This is a genomic window from Kitasatospora sp. NPDC059973, assembly GCF_042737525.1.
Lineage (GTDB): Bacteria > Actinomycetota > Actinomycetes > Streptomycetales > Streptomycetaceae > Kitasatospora.
The window spans coordinates 1-16,867 of sequence record NZ_JBHWUI010000148.1 but is presented as its reverse complement, the minus strand read 5'-3'; the positions used below and the strand labels follow the sequence as shown (position 1 = coordinate 16,867).

The window sequence follows — 16,867 nt, the reverse complement described above, 5'->3', positions numbered from 1 at the left end:
CTGTTCGGCTTCGGTGCGGAGCCGGTCGGCGTGGGCCTCGGCGGCTTCGCGGAGCGCGGTGGTCTCGGCGGCGGTGCGCTCGGTGAGTTCGGCGGCGGCCGTCTCGGCCTGCTCGCGGGCGGTTCGGGCGGCGGCCAGCTGCTCGGCGGTCTCCTCGCGCTCGCGGAGCAGACCGGCGGCGGCCTCCTCGCGCTCGCGCCGGCTCTCCTCGCGCAGCGCCTCGGCGGCGGCGTCGGCCTCGGCCCGGGTCCGGGCCAGTTCGGCGTCGGCCTCGGCGCGCAGCCGCTCGGCGTCGGCGACCGCGGCGTCCAGCACGGCGGTGGCCTCGGCCTGCGCGTCGGCCCGGACGGCCTGCGCGTCGGCGTTCGCCCCGGCCCGCACCCGCTGGTCGAACTCCGTTGCCTCGCGGCGCAGTTCGGCGGTCTCACGCTCGGCGGCGGAGCGGTTCTCGGCGGCCGCGGCCTTGGCCGCGGCGAGCGCGTCCTGGCCCTGCTGCTCGGCACCGGCGACGATCTTCTCGGCCTCGGCGCGGGCCCGGTCGAGGGTCTGCTCGGCGCGGCCCTGGGTCTCGGCGGCCTGCTGCTTGGTCTGCTCGCGCAGCCGCTCGATCTCGGCGGCCGCGCCGGCGCGCAGCTCGTCCGCGTCCGTCTTGGCCCTGGTCAGCAGCTCCTCGGCGTTCTTCGCCGACTCCTCGATCTGCACGACGGCCTGCCGGCGGGCCTCGCCGCGGACCCGGTCGGCCTCGGCGGCGGCCTGGGCGCGCAGCTCCTCGGCCTCGGCCCGCAGCCGGGCGGCCTCGTCCTGCATCTGCCGGACCCGCTCGCGGATGCCGGCCGCGTCGTCCAGGGCGGCGTTCTGGGCCTGCTCGACGGCGGCCTGCGCCTGCTCGCGCAGCCGCTCCGCCTCGGCGGCGGCCTCGGCGCGGATCCGCTCGGCCTCCGTGGTGGCCTCGGCCCTGGCGGTCTCGGCGTCCTGGTTGGCCCGGCCCAGCATCTCCTCGGCCGTCTTGGCGGCCTTGGCGAGGTGGACGGTGGCGTCCTTGGCGCCGGCCGCCCGGCCGGCCTCCTCGGCCTCGCTGCGCAGCTGCTCGGCGGCGGCCTCGGCCTGGGCCCGCAGCTCGGCGACGTCGCGCTCGGCCTGCGAGCGCAGCTCCGCGATGGCGGCCTCGGCCTCGGACCGCAGCTGGCCGGCGACCGACTCGGCGGTGGCGCGCAGCCGTTCGCTCTCCTCGGCGGCGGCCGCCCTGGCGGCCTCCGCCTCGGCCTGCTTGGTGGCGGCCTCGGCCCGGATGGCCTCGGCCTGCTTGGTCGCCTGGGCGACCATCCGGGCGACCTCGGCGCGGGCGGTCTGCGAGCGCTGCTCGCTGGCGGCCTCGCCGTCGGCGACCTTGCGGACGGCGGCGGCCTCGGCATCGGCCTGGAGCTGCTCGGCGGCGGCCTCGGCCTGGGCGCGCAGCTCGGCGGACTCCCGACGGGTGCGCTCGGCCTCGGCGATCGCCTCGGCGCGCAGCCGCTCGATCTCGGCCTGGGCGTGGGCGAGCGCCTCCTCGGCGCGGGCCTGCTCGGCGCTGGCGTGCTCCTTGAGCCGGCCGATCTCGGCCTGCGCGGCGGCGAGCTGCTGTTCGGCGGCGGCGTGCGCGGCGGCCAGCTGCTGCTGGGCCTCGCCGCGGGCGGCGTTCACGTCGGCGGCGGCCTGGGCGCCGGCCTGCTGGGCCTGCTCGGAGGCGGCGCGCAGCAGGCGCTCGGCGTCGGTCTGGGCGCGGTGGAGGGCGGCCTCGGCGGCGGCCTGGGCCTCACCGCGGGCGGCGTCGACGTCGGCGGCGGTCTGGGCGCGGGCGTGGTCGGACAGCGCGGCGGCCTCGGCGCGGGCCGCGGCCATCATCCGCTCGGCCTCGGCGCGGGCCTCCTGGAGCAGGCGCTGGGCCTCCTGCTCGGTGCCGGCCCGGGTCTGCTCGGCCCAGTTGACGTTCTCGTTGACGTGCTGTTCGGCGCTGCGCCGCAGCTCGGCGAGCTCGTCCTCCAGCTGGCGGCGGCGGGCGGCCAGCTCGGCCTCCAGCCGGGCGGTGCGCTCGGCGGCCTCGGCCATCAGGCGCTGGGTGGCCTGCTGGGAGTCGCGCAGCTGCCGCTCGGCGTCGGCACGCAGCTGCTGGGCCTGCATCTCGGCGGTGCGGAGCAGCTGCTCGGCCTGGCCGGAGACGGCGTCGAAAGCACGCGGCTGGGCGAGCATGCGACGGGACTCGTGCAGCTTGGCCCGGAGCACCTCCACCTGGTAGGCGAGGTCCTCGGCATGCTCGACGGTCTTGTCCCGCTCCTTGCGAGTCCGATCCATCTCGGCCTCGAACTGGGAGAGGTGATCGTCAACCTCGTAGCGGTCGTAGCCCCGCACTCCGCGGTCCCATCCATCTCCTGGTCGCGTCCTCGACCCGGCCGCACCCCGGCTCCCGTGTCCGGGGCCCCGGTCCGACTGGTCCTTGCATCCGCAGCCGGTGGACGGCCCCTGTTCTGGTCGGGGGCGTCCGCCGCGGTTGTCGAAGTCCTGGGCGTCGGAGCGCGGTCGTGCCGCGTTCCCCCGTCCGGGTGGACTCCTGGGCGAACTCTTGCCTTGTGGAGAATGGTGACAGATCCGAACTGCGACTGTTCAGCCGTGCCCGCGTAATGGACTCCCCTGCGACGGGCCGGTCCACCGCTGGGCGGACAGGCCTGTCATCGGCCGTGCCCGTCGCCTCCGTCCCCCGGAGTCTTCGCGCACCTGGGCATTGTAGTGGGAGCGTCCCACGGGGGAATGGCCGCGTAGGGGTTTTCCGGGCATCGGGCGACATTACTGACGGGTCATGAGGGCCGCGGGCCCCTCGGCGGGCCCTGGGCGGACCCCCGGCGGGTGCCGTCGGACCCCGACGGCACCCGGGTGCGGGTCAGTGCTCGTCGTGCTCGCCGGGCTCGGCGGCGGTGACCAGCTCGGTCAGCACACCGCCGCAGTCCTTGGGGTGCAGGAAGGTGATCCGGGAGCCCATCGAGCCGATCCGGGGCTGCTCGTAGAGGACCCGGATGCCCTTGGCGCGGATGGACTCGGAGTCGCCGTCCACGTCGGCGGTGCCGAACGCGATGTGGTGGACGCCCTCGCCGTTCTTCTCCATCCACTTGCCGACGGCGGAGTCGGGCCGGGTGGGCTCCAGCAGCTGCAGGTAGGAGGCGCCGCCGTCACCGGTGTCGTTGATCTTGAGCATGGCCTCGCGCACCCCCTGCTCCTCGTTGACCTCGCTGTGGAACACCTCGAAGCCGTAGGTGGCGCGGTAGAACTCGACCGTCTTGTCGAGGTCTCGGCAGGCGATGCCGATGTGGTCGATGCGGGTGAGCACGGTGGCCTCCGGGTCTGGGCGGGCTACGGGACGGCAACAGTGCAGCGCATGCGGGCGGGGTGCGCCAGCGATCCGGGTGCGAGCCTGCTCACACGGGCGGGGTTCACCCGGACCGGGTTGACACGGTGTTGACTGGATCGTGCCAGTGCGCTCGATCACACCGTCGGTCCGGTGACGGACGGGTAGCAGGTCAGTACATTGAGCGGAATCCTCACCTGGCCACGACGTGCGAAGGGGCTCGTCCCATGACCAACACCACCTCTGTGATCGTTGCCGGTGCGCGGACCCCGATGGGTCGCCTGCTCGGTTCGCTCAAGGGCTTCTCCGGCGCCGACCTCGGGGCCGTCGCGATCAAGGCCGCCCTGGAGCGGGCCGGCGTCGCGGGGGACCAGGTCCAGTACGTGATCATGGGCCAGGTGCTGCAGGCCGGCGCCGGCCAGATCCCGGCCCGCCAGGCCGCCGTCAAGGCGGGCATCCCGATGAACGTCCCGGCGCTCACCATCAACAAGGTCTGCCTCTCCGGCCTGGACGCCATCGCGCTGGCCGACCAGCTGATCCGGGCCGGCGAGTTCGACATCGTGGTGGCCGGCGGCCAGGAGTCCATGACCAACGCCCCGCACCTGCTGCCGAAGTCCCGCGAGGGCTACAAGTACGGCGCGATCGAGCTGCTGGACGCGATGGCGCACGACGGCCTCACGGACGCCTACGAGAACATCCCGATGGGCGAGTCCACCGAGAAGCACAACACCCGCCTGGGCATCCCGCGCGACGTCCAGGACGAGATCGCCGCCGCGTCCCACCAGCGGGCCGCCAAGGCCCAGCAGAACGGCGTCTTCGAGGCCGAGATCGCCCCGGTGGAGATCCCGCAGCGCAGGGGCGAGCCGGTGGTCTTCAGCCAGGACGAGGGCATCCGGGCGGACACCACCGTCGAGGGCCTGGCCAAGCTGCGCCCGGCCTTCACCAAGGACGGCACGATCACCGCCGGCACCTCCTCGCAGATCTCCGACGGCGCCGCCGCGGTGGTCGTGATGAGCAAGGCCAAGGCCGAGGAGCTGGGCCTGAGCTGGATCGCCGAGATCGGCGCGCACGGCAACGTCGCGGGCCCGGACAACTCGCTGCAGTCGCAGCCGTCCAACGCGATCAAGCACGCGCTGGCCAAGGAGGGCCTGGAGGTCGGCGACCTCGACCTGATCGAGATCAACGAGGCGTTCGCGGCCGTCGCCCACCAGTCGACCAAGGACCTGGGCGTCTCCTCCGACATCGTCAACGTCAACGGCGGCGCGATCGCGCTCGGCCACCCGATCGGCATGTCCGGTGCCCGCGTGGTGCTGCACCTGGCGCTGGAGCTCCAGCGGCGCGGCGGCGGCATCGGCGCGGCCGCGCTCTGCGGCGGCGGCGGCCAGGGCGACGCGCTGATCGTCCGCGTCCCGAAGGAGCAGGCCGCGAAGGCCTGATCATCCGACTTACCTCAGGGGCTGCGGACCGCCACCAGCGGTCCGCGGCCCTTCGGCGCTAGGAGCTCCTGATGATCGATGTCGCGACCCTGGTCGAGCAGGCCCGCGCGGGCCGGCCGCGTGCGGTGGCCCGGCTGATCTCGCTGGTCGAGAACGCCGCCCCGCAGCTGCGCGAGGCGATGGCGGCGCTGGCCCCCTACACCGGCCGGGCCTACACCGTCGGGCTGACCGGCTCGCCCGGCGTGGGCAAGTCCACCTCGACCTCCGCCCTGGTCACCGCCTACCGGCGGCTCGGCAAGCGGGTCGGGGTGCTGGCGGTGGACCCGTCCTCGCCGTTCTCCGGCGGCGCGCTGCTCGGCGACCGGGTCCGGATGCAGGACCACGCCACCGACCCCGAGGTGTTCATCCGCTCGATGGCCACCCGCGGCCACCTCGGCGGCCTCTCCTGGTCGGCCCCGCAGGCGCTGCGGGTGCTGGACGGGGCCGGCTGCGACGTGATCCTGGTGGAGACCGTCGGCGTCGGCCAGTCCGAGGTGGAGATCGCCGCCCAGGCGGACACCACCGTGGTGCTGCTCGCCCCCGGGATGGGCGACGGGATCCAGGCCGCCAAGGCCGGGATCCTGGAGATCGGCGACGTCTTCGTGGTGAACAAGGCGGACCGGGACGGCGCGGACGCGACCGCCCGGGAGCTGAACCACATGCTCGGCCTCGGCGAGACCCGCGAGCCGGGGGACTGGCGGCCCCCGATCGTGAAGACCGTGGCGGCCCGCGGCGAGGGCGTCGACGAGGTGGTCGAGGCGCTGGAGAAGCACCGCGCCTGGCTGGAGGAGCACGGCGAGCTGGCCGTGCGCCGCCGCCGCCGGGCCGGTGACGAGATCGAGGCGATCGCGCTGGCCGCACTGCGCTCCCGGATCGGCGACCTGCACGGCGACCGCCACCTGGCCACCCTGGCCGAGCGGGTGGTGGCCGGCGAGCTGGACCCGTACGGCGCCGCCGACGAACTGGTCGCCGGACTCACCCAGGGCTGAACACGACGAGGGGCCCGGTCACCCGCCGCACCCGACGGCCGACCGGGCCCCGGCACAACCGGCCCACTCCGAACCCGCCCTGCCACCCACCCGACCCGCCCCGAGCCGAAGGGGCGCGCCGGTGCCGGCCTTCCGTAGTCCTGCCACCCACCCGACCCGCCCCGAGCCGAAGGGGCGCGCCGGTGCCGAAAGGGAGGAGCGAGGACGACCGAGGTACGAGGGCGTTGGAGCGACGAGTGTCGGCGCCGGGTCGAAGCGCCCCGGAGGCGAGCGGGCGAAAGTACAGCGAGCGGGCGAAGATCAAGCCCGGCCGCGGAGGTCCCGCAGGTGTTCGGCGACCGGGGCCAGGGCCTGGTACATCGCGTCCAGCTGCTCGGGGCTGAAGCGGTCGATGAAGTGCGTCCGGACGCTGCGCACGTGGTCCGGGGCGACCTTCTGCATGGTCTCCCAGCCCTGCTCGGTGAGGTGGGCGTAGAGGCCGCGCCGGTCGCCCGGACACTCCTGCCGCAGGACCAGCCCGGCCGTCTCCATCCGCGTGATCTGGTGCGAGAGCCGGCTCTTGGACTGCAGGGTCGCGGTGGCCAGGTCGGTCATCCGCATCCGCCGCTCGGGTGCCTCGGAGAGCACGACCAGGATCTCGTAGTCGTTGATCGCGAGGTTGTGCGGCTGGAGTTCGCGGCTGAGCTGGTAGTCCAGCAGCTTGGAGACCTCCAGGTGGGCGCGCCACAGCCGCTGCTCCCGGGCGCTGAGCCACGGAGTCCCCTCCTCCGGCTGCGAGGGGGGGACATCGGCGGCGTCGATCGTGCGCGTATCCATGGTGCGAGCGTACCGCATTTAGTTCAATCTTGTACGACTTTACAGACCGAAGCGCCGCCCGAGGTCGCCCAGGTTACCGAGTCCGGGCACGTTGAGGTTGCCCCCGCCGTGGCCCGCGGCCGCGGGCTGCGACGGCACCCCGCCCATCGGCACGCCCGCCTCGGCGTGCACCTGGCCGACGTTGCGGTCGGCCATCAGCACCTCGGTCGACTGCAGCAGCACCTGACCGGCGCCGATGAACTCGAACTGGTGCTCCTCGCCGGACGCCCCGCCCAGGCCGGTCAGCCGGCGGATCCCGCCGATCACCCCGTGCATGTAGTCGTGGTCGTAGTGGTGGCACGGCGCCGGGCAGTCCGCCCAGCCGACCAGCGCCTGCGGGTCCACCCGGATCGGCGGCTCGACGAAGTGCACCGGCCCGTTGGACGCGGCCACGAACTTGCCGCTGCCGATCAGCGTGAGGAACCCGGGGATGATCGACTGCTTGAGGCGCAGCGTGGGCTCGTACGCCAGGAGGTTGCCCGAGCGGACGGTCAGGTTCCCCTCCTCCAGGTCGTAGGAGTTGAGGTCGAAGGCGCGGTCGGCCAGCAGCAGCTTGCCCCGGCCCTCGGCGACCACCCAGTCCGCCGCGTGCATCGGCGAGTTGAAGTGCTGGCCGAGCATCCGGTCGATCGCCCCGGCGCCGACGCCCTTGAAGGAGATGTCGCCGTAGTAGGCGATCATCTTGCCCTTCTGCAGGAAGTACGACCCGTTCAGGTCGACCGAGAAGGCGTACGGGTTGACGTTGTCGTTCGCCGGCAGGCTGTGCACGTCGTGCACCACCGGGCCGGAGCCGTCCGGTGCCTTCGGCAGCGGGGCCTGGGCGCCGCCGTACTGCTCCTGGGCGTACTGCTGCGGCTGCTGCGGGTAACCCTGCTGCTGCGGAGGCGGCGGGTAGCCCTGCTGCGGGTAGCCCTGCCCGGGCGGCGGGCCGTAGCCGGGCGGCGGCGGGGCGGCCGGGTAGCCGGGCTGGGTGGGCTGGTTGTACGGCGACGGCTGGCCGTACGGCTGCGGCTGGCCGTACGGGTCGTGCGGCTGCCCGTAGGGGGGCTGCGGCGGGTAGGACATCAGAGCTTCTCCTCGCTCGCCTGCACGAACACCGTGCCGTTCCCGGACAGCTCCAGCTGGAAGGCCTCGCCGGAGCCGCGTCCGATCATGTCGCGCCACCCCAGCGCGGTGGACAGCTTGTTCTGGACCTGGCCGCGGTGCGCGACGTAGGCCTGGGGGTCGACGTGGACCGGCTGGTGCGGGGTGATCGGCAGTTCGAAGACGCCGCCGTGCGCCATCACCGCCACCGCGCCGTGGCCGTCCAGCTTGGTGGTGAACAGGCCCTGCCCGGTCACCTGGCCGCGGACCATGCCCATCACGCCGCCCTGCGACCCCATGAACATCGTGGACTGCTGCAGGGAGCCCTCGAAGGCCAGCAGCCGGTCCGCCTCGACGTACAGGGTGTCGCCGGCCAGGTCGATCACGTGCACGTGGTGGCCGCCGTGGCCGAACATCACGGTGCCCTGGCCCTCGACGGTCATCAGCGGGGTGTCCTCGTTGGCCACCCGGCGGCCGATCATCGACATGACGCCGCCCTGGCCGCCGGTGAGGTTCGGCGTGAACCGGACCTCGCCGGTGTACGCGAGCATCGCGCCGCGCTGGCTGAACATCCGCTGCCCGGGGACGACCCGGGCCTCGATCATCTTGTTGTTGATCCTGGTGAACGGCATCAGACGTCGCCCCCGATGGTGATCTTCTCGGACGGCTGAACGTAGACCAGGCCCTCGCCGGAGAACTCCACCTGGACCGCCTCGCCGCCGCCCTCGCCGATGAAGGTCGACCAGCCGGCGCCCGACTTGAGGCTGCGGCTGAGGTTGCCGGTGTGCGCGACGTACGCCCCCGGGTCCACCCGCAGCGGCATGCCCTGGGAGACCCGCAGGATGATCGCCGGCCCCTTGGAGGTGAGCGCGGCCCAGCCGTGGCCCTCCACCTTGGTGGTGAACAGGCCGTTCCCGGAGGAGATGCCGTTGAGCCCGGTGAAGCTGGTGCCGGTCTTCAGCGTGCCCTCGGTGCAGAGGAGGTTGTCCGACTCGACGTAGAGCGTCTCGCCGTTCAGCCGGACCAGGTTGATTTCGGTGGCTCGGTCGGCGAAGTAGCAGGTGCCCTGCCCCTTCACCTCCATGACCGTCATCTGCTCACCGGTCAGCCGTCGGGTCACGACGCCGCGCAGCCCGTCACCGCCGCCGCTGAGCTTCTTGAAGTTCATCTGGCCGGTGTACGCGACCATCGAGCCGTTTCTGGCTTTCACGCCATCGCCCGTCATGTCGACGGCGAGCGTCTTGGACCCTTGGAGTCGAAACTGTGCCACCGCCGCAATGTAGCGGGATCCGGCAGCTCGGGGGGAGGGGGCGGGGTCGTTCTGGTACCTGTCTGCGACAAAACCGGCCCGTCGGACACCGGCTGTACCGGCTCCGTACCCCCTGCGTGTCCGCCGCCGGACCCCGGGCCCGCCGGCGCCGCAACCCGGGAGCGGGGTCGGACATGTGCTCGGTGATAATGGCGGGGATGCTTGTGAGCCGGTTCACAAGCGATCTTCGACTCCTGACTGAGGTGCCCATCGTGAACAGCAGTGCCGTCCACCGCCTGCGTCTGGTCTCCGGCCCCGAGGGCCTCTCGTTCCTCCTGCTGCTGGTCTGCTCGGTGCTCAAGCGCACCACCAGCTTCGACGCGGTGCCGGTGATGGGCATGGTCCACGGGATCCTGTTCGTCCTGTACGTGGTGTTCTGGATCATGGCCTGGCAGGCGCAGAAGTGGGACGCCAAGCGCGGCATCCTGCTGTTCGTCCTCTCGGTGCTGCCCACCGGCGGCTTCTTCGCCGAGCGGACCCTCGCCAAGGAGGAGCGCGGCGAGCTCGCACCCGCCCGCGAGCCCGCCACCGCCTGATCGCCGCCCGAACGACCGCGGGCAGGCCGACAGGCTGCCGGGGCCTCCTCTCCCAGTGGGCCCCGGCAGCCTGTCGCCGTTTCCAGGTGTGGTTCCGGTGGTGACTAGTTGACGTTCACCGCGCTCCAGGCCGCGGCCACCGCCGCGTACTGGGTGCTGGTGGTGCCGTAGAGGTCACCGGCCGCCTTCAGGGTCGCGGTGCGGGCGGCCTTGTAGTTGGTGGTGGAGGTGAAGTAGACGGTCAGCGCGCGGTACCAGATCGCGGCGGCCTTGTCCCGGCCGATGCCGGTGACGGTGGAGCCGTTGGAGGTGGGGCTGTTGTAGCTGACGCCGTTGATGGTCTTGGCGCCGCTGCCCTCGGCCAGCAGGTAGAAGAAGTGGTTGGCCACGCCGGAGGAGTAGTGGACGTCCACGTTGCCGACCCCGGAGTACCAGGAGTCCTTGGACGCGCCGTCCTTCGAGGGCTTGTCCATGTAGCGCAGCGGGGTGCCGTTGCCGTTCAGGTTGAGCCGCTCGCCGATCAGGTAGTCCGGCACGTCCGAGGGCAGGTTGGCGTACCACTCGACCATGGTGCCGAAGATGTCCGAGGTGGCCTCGTTGAGGCCGCCGGACTCGCCGGAGTAGACCAGCCCGGCGGTGGCGGAGGTGACGCCGTGGGTCATCTCGTGGCCGGCCACGTCGATGGCGGTCAGCGGGTGGGTGTTGCCCGAGCCGTCGCCGTACGTCATGCAGAAGCAGGAGTCGTTCCAGAACGCGTTGACGTAGTTGGAGCCGTAGTGCACCCGGCTGCTCGCGCCGACGCCGTTGTTCTTGATGCCGCTGCGGCCGAAGGTGTTCTTGTAGTAGTCCCAGGTCGCGCCGGCGCCGTACTGGGCGTCCACCGCGGCGGACTGGGTGTTGGAGGCGAGCCCGTTGCCCCAGACGTTGTCCGCGTCGGTGTAGAGCGCGTTCCCGCTGGCGGCGTTGCCCGTCCACTGGTTGCCGCGGGAGGCGTCCTTGAGCTGGTAGGTCGAGCCGCTCTGGGTGGTGGTCAGCGGGACGCTGCCGACGAAGACGCCCTTGCCGCTGCCGTTCGCGGTCTGGAACTCCTCGTGCGTGGAGAGCACCTCGCCGGTGGCCGCGTCGGTGACCAGCCGCTGGCTGCTCGGCGTGCCGTCGGCCCGCTCGCCCTTGACGACGGTCTGGTACGCCAGTCGCGGGTTGCCGTCGGCGGCCCAGACCACCAGGGTGGCCGTGCCCGCGCCGTCGACCCGGCTGATCGCCGACTCGTCCTTGTCCGCGGCGATGCCGACGGTGGCCCGGACGGCGCCGAGCGCCTGGGCGCCGGCCTTGTCGGCGGAGAGCGCCGGGGTGAGGCTCGGCAGCGAGAGCTGCCCGCCGAACGCCCGGTCCACCGAGGTGATCGCGCCGTTGGCCTTCTGGTGCACCACCAGGTCGCCGCCGAGGACCGGCAGGCCGCCCAGGGTCCGCTCATAGCGCAGGTGGCGGGTGCCGTTGGCGTCCACCACGGCGTCCTTGGCGACCAGCCGCTCCTGGCCGCCGAGGGCGAGCGCCTGCGCCACCGGCGCGGCCTCGCTGCCGGCCAGCGAGATCAGCGCGTCGTGCTGCTGCACCACCGAGGGCGCGGCGGCCTGGGCGGGGGCGGCGGCGACCTGGATGGCGCCGGCGAGCAGGGCGGTGGCGGAGAGTACGGCTCCGGCTGTCAGCTTTCGCTTCACGTACGGGGTTCCTTCCACGAAACCGCGTGTGCGCGGTCACGCCGCGTACCGGGGCGCCGGGGTTGGCGCCGTGGGGCGGTAGGGCGCTGACGTGCTGCTCCCGTGCGGTTCCGACGGCCGGTCGGTGGGTGGGGCGACAGCCGTCGAACGGGGCTTTGGTCAGAAGCATGACAAGCGCAGGTCGTGAAAGGACAGGGCGCCGCCGGCGATTGGCCAGGTCTCGCCAGTCGTCGGGTACGGGTGGTTCCGGTGTGCCGGGTGACCGGTTCGGGGTGCTTCGTCCCGCTGGCGGGATCCCGCCAGCGGCCGCCCTTGTCGCCCGCCGCGGCCCTTGCTACGGCGCCGGGCCGGGCGCCGCTCCGGCCCTCCCCGGCCCGGCGCGGACGCGCGAACGCCCGGGGCCTCCCCTCCCAGTGAGGCCCCGGGCGCTGTCGAGCGGACGTCAGCTGACGTTGACGCCGCTCCAGGCCGCGGCCACCGCCGCGTACTGGGTGCTGGTGGTGCCGTAGAGGTCACCGGCCGCCTTCAGGGTCGCGGTGCGGGCGGCCTTGTAGTTGGTGGTGGAGGTGAAGTAGACGGTCAGCGCGCGGTACCAGATCGCGGCGGCCTTGTCCCGGCCGATGCCGGTGACGGTGGAGCCGTTGGAGGTGGGGCTGTTGTAGCTGACGCCGTTGATGGTCTTGGCGCCGCTGCCCTCGGCCAGCAGGTAGAAGAAGTGGTTGGCCACGCCCGAGGAGTAGTGGACGTCCAGGTTGCCCACGCCGGAGGACCAGGAGTCGGCCGAGCCGCCGTCCTTGGAGGGCTTGTCCATGTAGCGCAGCGGCGTCCCGTCGCCGTTGATGTCGATCTCCTCGCCGATCAGGTAGTCCGGCTTGTCGGTCGCGAGGTTGGCGGAGAACTCGACCATGGTGCCGAAGATGTCCGAGGTGGCCTCGTTGAGGCCGCCGGACTCGCCCGAGTAGTTGAGGCCCGCGGTGGCGGAGGTGACGCCGTGCGTCATCTCGTGGCCGGCCACGTCGATCTCGGTCAGCGGGTGGGTGTTGGCGTCACCGTCGCCGTACGTCATGCAGAAGCAGGAGTCGTCCCAGAACGCGTTGACGTAGTTCTTGCCGTAGTGGACCCGGCTGGTGGCGCCGACGCCGTTGTTCTTGATGCCGTTGCGGCCGAACGCGTTCTTGTAGAAGTCCCAGGTGGCCGCCGCGCCGAACTGCGCGTCCACCGCCGCCGACTGGGTGTTGGAGGCGAGGCCGGTGCCCCAGGCGTTGTCCGCGTCGGTGTACAGCGTGCCCGAGCCGGAGGTGCGGCCCTTGAGGTCGCTGGTGGACTGGTTGCCGCGGGAGGCGTCCTTGAGCTGGTAGGTCGAGCCGCTCTGGGTGGTGGTCAGCGGGACGCTGCCGACGAAGACGCCCTTGCCGGTGCCGGTCGCGGTCTGCACCTGCTCGTGGGTGGAGAGCACCTCGCCGGTGGCCGCGTCGGTGACCAGCAGCTGGCTGCTCGGGGTGGAGTCGGCGCGCAGGCCCTGGACGACCGTCTGGTACGCGAGTCGCGGGTTGCCGTCGGCGGCCCAGACCACGAGCTTGGCGGCGCCGGCCTGGCGCACCTCCCGCAGCGGCGACTCGTCCTTGTCGGCGGCGATGCCGACGGTCGACTGGACCGCGCCGGAGGCCTGCGCGGCGGCCTTGTCGGCCGGGATCCGCGGGGTGAGGCTCGGCAGGTCGATGGTCGCGGCGACGGCTTTGTCCACGGCCTCGACCGCGCCGTTCGCGGCCTCGTGGACCACCAGGTCGCCGCCGAGGACGGGCAGGCCGGCGAAGGTGCGCTCGAAGCGGAGGTGGCGGGTGCCGTCGGCGTCCACCACGGCGTCCTTGGCGACCAGTTGCTCCTGGCCGCCCAGGGCCAGGGCCTGCGCCAGCGGGCCGGTCTGACCGCTCGCCAGGGCGATCGCCGCCTCGCGCTGCTGCGCGGCCTGCGCCTGCGCGGCGGGGGTCGGGGCGGCCTGGGCGGCGGTGGTGCCCACCTGGATGACGCCGGTGAGGAGGGCGGTGGCGGAGAGTACGGCGCCGGCTGCGAGCTTTCGCTTCACGTACAGGTCCTTCCAGGGAAACCGCGGATGTGCGGTTGCGCCGCGTCCCGGGGTGCCGGGGTTGGCACCTGAGGGGCGGGACGGGCGCTGACGTGCTACTGCTCCGTGCGGTCGGGCGGCGGTGCCACCGGTGAGTGGGGCGGTGGCTGCCGAACGGGGCTGGGCGAAAGCATGACAATCCAACAAGTGAAATGACAGGTCTGGTTCATCGATTGGCCAGGTCTCGCCAGCCCGGCGGAAGGTAAACGGGGCGACAAATCCGGTCGAACCACCCCGCCTTGCAGCGGGTTACCGCCCGAACCGAGGCCTGAGTACGGGCCGAGCGCCGGATCGGCGGCCAACGGGCGGCCGGCGGCGGGCGATTGGCGGTGGTTCACACCCCCGCAATGTGCTGGTACGGACCTGTGCGTCCCACTGGCGTGATCCCGCCACGTGTCGCGCTTGTCCACCATCAGGACGCCTGGTAGCACCCCGGCCGCCCGCCGGTACGGTAAGGGGCGTGGCCAAGCCCCTCGCACTCGACTTCGACCCGATCGCCCGCGCCGACGAGCTCTGGACCCGCCGCTGGGGCGGAGTCCCCTCGATGGCGGCGATCACCTCGATCATGCGCGCCCACCAGATCCTGCTCGCGCGGGTGGACGCCGTGCTCAAGCCGTACGGGCTGACGTTCGCCCGGTACGAGGCGCTGGTGCTGCTCACCTTCAGCCGGACCGGCGAGCTCTCGCTGTCCAAGATCGGCGAGCGGCTGATGGTCCACCCGACCAGCGTGACCAACACCGTCGACCGCCTGGAGCGGGCCGGTCTGGTCGGCCGCCGGCCCAACCCGCTGGACGGCCGCGGGGTGCTCGCGGCGATCACCGCCCGCGGCCGCGAGGTCGTGGAGGAGGCCACCCGGGAGCTGATGGCGATGGAGTTCGGCCTGGAGGAGTACGGCCCCGACCAGTGCCGTCAGGTGTTCGACCTGCTGAGGCCGCTGCGGGTGGCCGCCGGGGACTTCACCGAGCCGGGCGCGGAGCCCGCGGAGTAGGGCGCTGCACGGCCCACCCGTAAGCGGCGGCTACCCTCGTGGGGAGCGGTGCGCGGATCCGGGCGTACCGGCCCATTCCGGCGAGCGAGGCGATGAAGAGTATGAAGGCGAACCCCCTGCTGGGCTGGTACCGGGCCCTGGCCATTGCGACCGGTGTGGCCCTGCTCGTGTTCTGCGGCTTCATGGTCGCGAAGTACGGCTTCGACACGGCCGAGGACCTGACCACCTACGTCGCGATGCTGCACGGCTACCTCTACGTCGGGTACTTCGTGGTGACCTTCCTGCTCGGCCAGAAGCTCAAGTGGCCGCTGGGCCGGATGCTCCTCACCCTGGCCGCCGGCTGCATCCCGTTCGCCTCCTTCGTCGCCGAGCGCCGGGTGGTCCGCGAGGCCGGCGAGCGGCTCCCCGCCGCCGGCGCCGCCCGGCAGGCCGCCGGCGTCTGAGCCACGCGCCGTCCACCGCGCCTTCGAGGGCGCCCCTCCCCGCACCGGGGAGGGGCGCCCTTCGCTTTCCGGGGCCGCGAACCGGCCCTTCTCGTGCCCGAACCGGCCCTTTTCGGCGTTTTCCGGCGCGTTCGCCCCCGGCCGGGCCCCGGCTCCATCGACAATTACTAGGACGTCCGAGTAAATTGATAGGACGTCCTAACAGTTGTGCCGTCCACGTGCCGTGGCGGCCGTACGGAGCGGAGTTCGGGGTCATGGACGCCGAGGAGATCGAGCGCGGACGGCAGCGCTGGCAGCAGCGGTACGACAGCTCCCGCAAGCGGGACGCGGACTTCACCACCCTCTCCGGTGACGAGGTCGAGCCGGTCTACGGCCCGCCCGCGGGCCAGCCGGTCGAGGGCTTCGAGCGGATCGGCTGGCCCGGCGAGTACCCGTACACCCGGGGGCTGCACGCCACCGGCTACCGGGGGCGGACGTGGACCATCCGCCAGTTCGCCGGCTTCGGCAACGCCGAGCAGACCAACGAGCGCTACCGGATGATCCTGGACTCGGGCGGCGGCGGCCTCTCGGTCGCCTTCGACATGCCCACCCTGATGGGGTACGACTCGGACGACCCCAAGTCGCTCGGCGAGGTCGGCCACTGCGGCGTGGCGATCGACTCGGCCGCCGACATGGAGGTCCTCTTCAAGGGGATCCCGCTCGGCGACGTCACCACCTCGATGACCATCAGCGGCCCGGCCGTCCCGGTCTTCTGCATGTACCTGGTCGCCGCCGAGCGCCAGGGCGTCGACCCGGCGGTGCTCAACGGCACCCTGCAGACGGACATCTTCAAGGAGTACATCGCGCAGAAGGAGTGGCTCTTCGCGCCCGAGCCGCACCTGCGCCTGATCGGCGACCTGATGGCCTACTGCGCCGAGGGCATCCCGGCGTACAAGCCGCTCTCGGTCTCCGGCTACCACATCCGCGAGGCCGGCTCGACGGCCGCGCAGGAGCTGGCGTACACGCTGGCGGACGGCTTCGCCTACGTCGAACTCGGCCTCTCCAGGGGCCTGGACGTGGACGTCTTCGCGCCCGGCCTCTCCTTCTTCTTCGACGCGCACCTCGACTTCTTCGAGGAGATCGCCAAGTTCCGCGCCGCGCGCCGGATCTGGGCCCGCTGGATGCGCGACCGCTTCGGCGCCCGGACGGACAAGGCGCAGTGGCTGCGCTTCCACACCCAGACCGCCGGGGTCTCGCTGACCGCCCAGCAGCCGTACAACAACGTGGTCCGCACCGCGGTCGAGGCCCTCTCGGCGGTGCTCGGCGGCACCAACTCGCTGCACACCAACGCGCTGGACGAGACGCTGGCGCTGCCCTCGGAGCAGGCCGCCGAGATCGCCCTGCGCACCCAGCAGGTGCTGATGGAGGAGACCGGCATCACCAACGTGGCCGACCCGCTGGGCGGTTCCTGGTACGTCGAGGCGCTCACCGACCGGATCGAGGAGCAGGCCGAGGCGATCTTCCAGCGGATCCTGGACAAGGGCCGCGAGGACCACGAGATCGGCCCGATCACCTCCGGCATCCTGCGCGGGATCGAGGACGGCTTCTTCACCGGCGAGATCGCCGAGGCGGCCTTCCAGTACCAGCAGGGCGTCGAGAAGGGCGAGAAGCGGGTCGTCGGCGTCAACTGCCACCCGCGCAGCGTCACCCCCGAGCTGGAGATCCTCCGGGTCAGCCACGAGGTCGAGCGCGAGCAGGTGCGCGTGCTGGCCGCGCGCAAGGCCGGCCGGGACGAGGCGGCGGTGCGGGCCGGGCTGGACGCGATGCTGGCGGCGGCCCGCTCGGGCGCGTCGATGATCCCGCCGATGCTGGACGCCGTCCGGGCCGAGGCGACCCTGGGCGAGATCTGCAACGCGCTGCGCGACGAGTGGGGCATCTACCGGGAGACCGCCTCCTTCTGACGAACGGGGCAGCCCCCTGGACGCCGAGAACCGCCC

Annotated in this window: 13 protein-coding genes and 1 pseudogene; 6 read left to right on the top strand and 8 right to left on the bottom strand. The window is 72.5% G+C overall.

What is annotated here, in order from left to right; genetic code table 11:
* Window positions 1-2,385: pseudogene (locus ACFWA9_RS30520) on the bottom strand (hypothetical protein); the annotation flags it as partial.
* 526 nt (window positions 2,386-2,911) lie between these two features.
* Entirely contained in the window at window positions 2,912-3,355 is a 444-nt protein-coding gene (gene mce, locus ACFWA9_RS30515) for a methylmalonyl-CoA epimerase (RefSeq protein WP_329489637.1), read from the bottom strand.
* Between the two features lie 245 nt (window positions 3,356-3,600).
* Here mce and ACFWA9_RS30510 point away from each other — a divergent pair, with 245 nt between their 5' ends.
* Together ACFWA9_RS30510 and meaB are read left to right on the top strand one after the other, a co-directional pair.
* Window positions 3,601-4,809, top strand: coding sequence for an acetyl-CoA C-acetyltransferase (locus ACFWA9_RS30510; protein ID WP_380391284.1), 1,209 nt, complete (start codon window positions 3,601-3,603; stop codon window positions 4,807-4,809).
* A 71-nt stretch (window positions 4,810-4,880) separates the two neighbouring features.
* Window positions 4,881-5,837, top strand: coding sequence for a methylmalonyl Co-A mutase-associated GTPase MeaB (gene meaB / locus ACFWA9_RS30505; RefSeq protein ID WP_352289412.1), 957 nt, complete (start codon window positions 4,881-4,883; stop codon window positions 5,835-5,837).
* A gap of 300 nt (window positions 5,838-6,137) precedes the next feature.
* Here the strand turns inward: meaB and ACFWA9_RS30500 are convergent, their stop codons facing one another.
* The 4 genes from ACFWA9_RS30500 to ACFWA9_RS30485 form a co-directional block, all read right to left on the bottom strand.
* Window positions 6,138-6,653, bottom strand: a complete 516-nt coding sequence (locus ACFWA9_RS30500) for a MarR family transcriptional regulator (RefSeq protein WP_329489640.1) — start codon at window positions 6,651-6,653, stop codon at window positions 6,138-6,140.
* A gap of 39 nt (window positions 6,654-6,692) precedes the next feature.
* Complete coding sequence (locus ACFWA9_RS30495; RefSeq protein ID WP_329492249.1) at window positions 6,693-7,502, bottom strand: AIM24 family protein; 810 nt, start codon at window positions 7,500-7,502, stop codon at window positions 6,693-6,695.
* 254 nt (window positions 7,503-7,756) lie between these two features.
* Window positions 7,757-8,407, bottom strand: coding sequence for an AIM24 family protein (locus ACFWA9_RS30490; RefSeq protein ID WP_329489641.1), 651 nt, complete (start codon window positions 8,405-8,407; stop codon window positions 7,757-7,759).
* On the bottom strand, window positions 8,407-9,045 hold the full coding sequence (locus ACFWA9_RS30485) for an AIM24 family protein (RefSeq protein WP_329489642.1): 639 nt from the start codon (window positions 9,043-9,045) through the stop codon (window positions 8,407-8,409). The genes ACFWA9_RS30490 and ACFWA9_RS30485 overlap by 1 nt, the downstream gene beginning before the upstream one ends.
* 242 nt (window positions 9,046-9,287) lie before the next feature.
* On the opposite strand from ACFWA9_RS30485, the gene ACFWA9_RS30480 reads away from it, so the two are divergent.
* Window positions 9,288-9,620: a DUF3817 domain-containing protein gene (locus ACFWA9_RS30480; protein ID WP_352289415.1), complete on the top strand. Its 333-nt coding sequence runs from the start codon at window positions 9,288-9,290 to the stop codon at window positions 9,618-9,620.
* Between the two features lie 104 nt (window positions 9,621-9,724).
* On the opposite strand, the gene ACFWA9_RS30475 is transcribed toward ACFWA9_RS30480, so the two are convergent.
* Window positions 9,725-11,338: a M4 family metallopeptidase gene (locus ACFWA9_RS30475; RefSeq protein ID WP_352289417.1), complete on the bottom strand. Its 1,614-nt coding sequence runs from the start codon at window positions 11,336-11,338 to the stop codon at window positions 9,725-9,727.
* Window positions 11,339-11,780: 442 nt separating this feature from the next.
* Window positions 11,781-13,421: a M4 family metallopeptidase gene (locus ACFWA9_RS30470; protein WP_352289420.1), complete on the bottom strand. Its 1,641-nt coding sequence runs from the start codon at window positions 13,419-13,421 to the stop codon at window positions 11,781-11,783.
* A gap of 499 nt (window positions 13,422-13,920) precedes the next feature.
* Between ACFWA9_RS30470 and ACFWA9_RS30465 the strand changes: the two genes are divergently transcribed.
* The 3 genes from ACFWA9_RS30465 to ACFWA9_RS30455 all read left to right on the top strand — a co-directional run bounded on the left by ACFWA9_RS30465 (window position 13,921) and on the right by ACFWA9_RS30455 (window position 16,831).
* Complete coding sequence (locus ACFWA9_RS30465; RefSeq protein WP_329489646.1) at window positions 13,921-14,448, top strand: MarR family transcriptional regulator; 528 nt, start codon at window positions 13,921-13,923, stop codon at window positions 14,446-14,448.
* Between the two features lie 101 nt (window positions 14,449-14,549).
* Complete coding sequence (locus ACFWA9_RS30460; protein ID WP_329489647.1) at window positions 14,550-14,891, top strand: DUF3817 domain-containing protein; 342 nt, start codon at window positions 14,550-14,552, stop codon at window positions 14,889-14,891.
* A gap of 254 nt (window positions 14,892-15,145) precedes the next feature.
* On the top strand, window positions 15,146-16,831 hold the full coding sequence (locus ACFWA9_RS30455) for a methylmalonyl-CoA mutase family protein (RefSeq protein ID WP_329489648.1): 1,686 nt from the start codon (window positions 15,146-15,148) through the stop codon (window positions 16,829-16,831).
* Window positions 16,832-16,867: the final 36 nt, after the last annotated feature.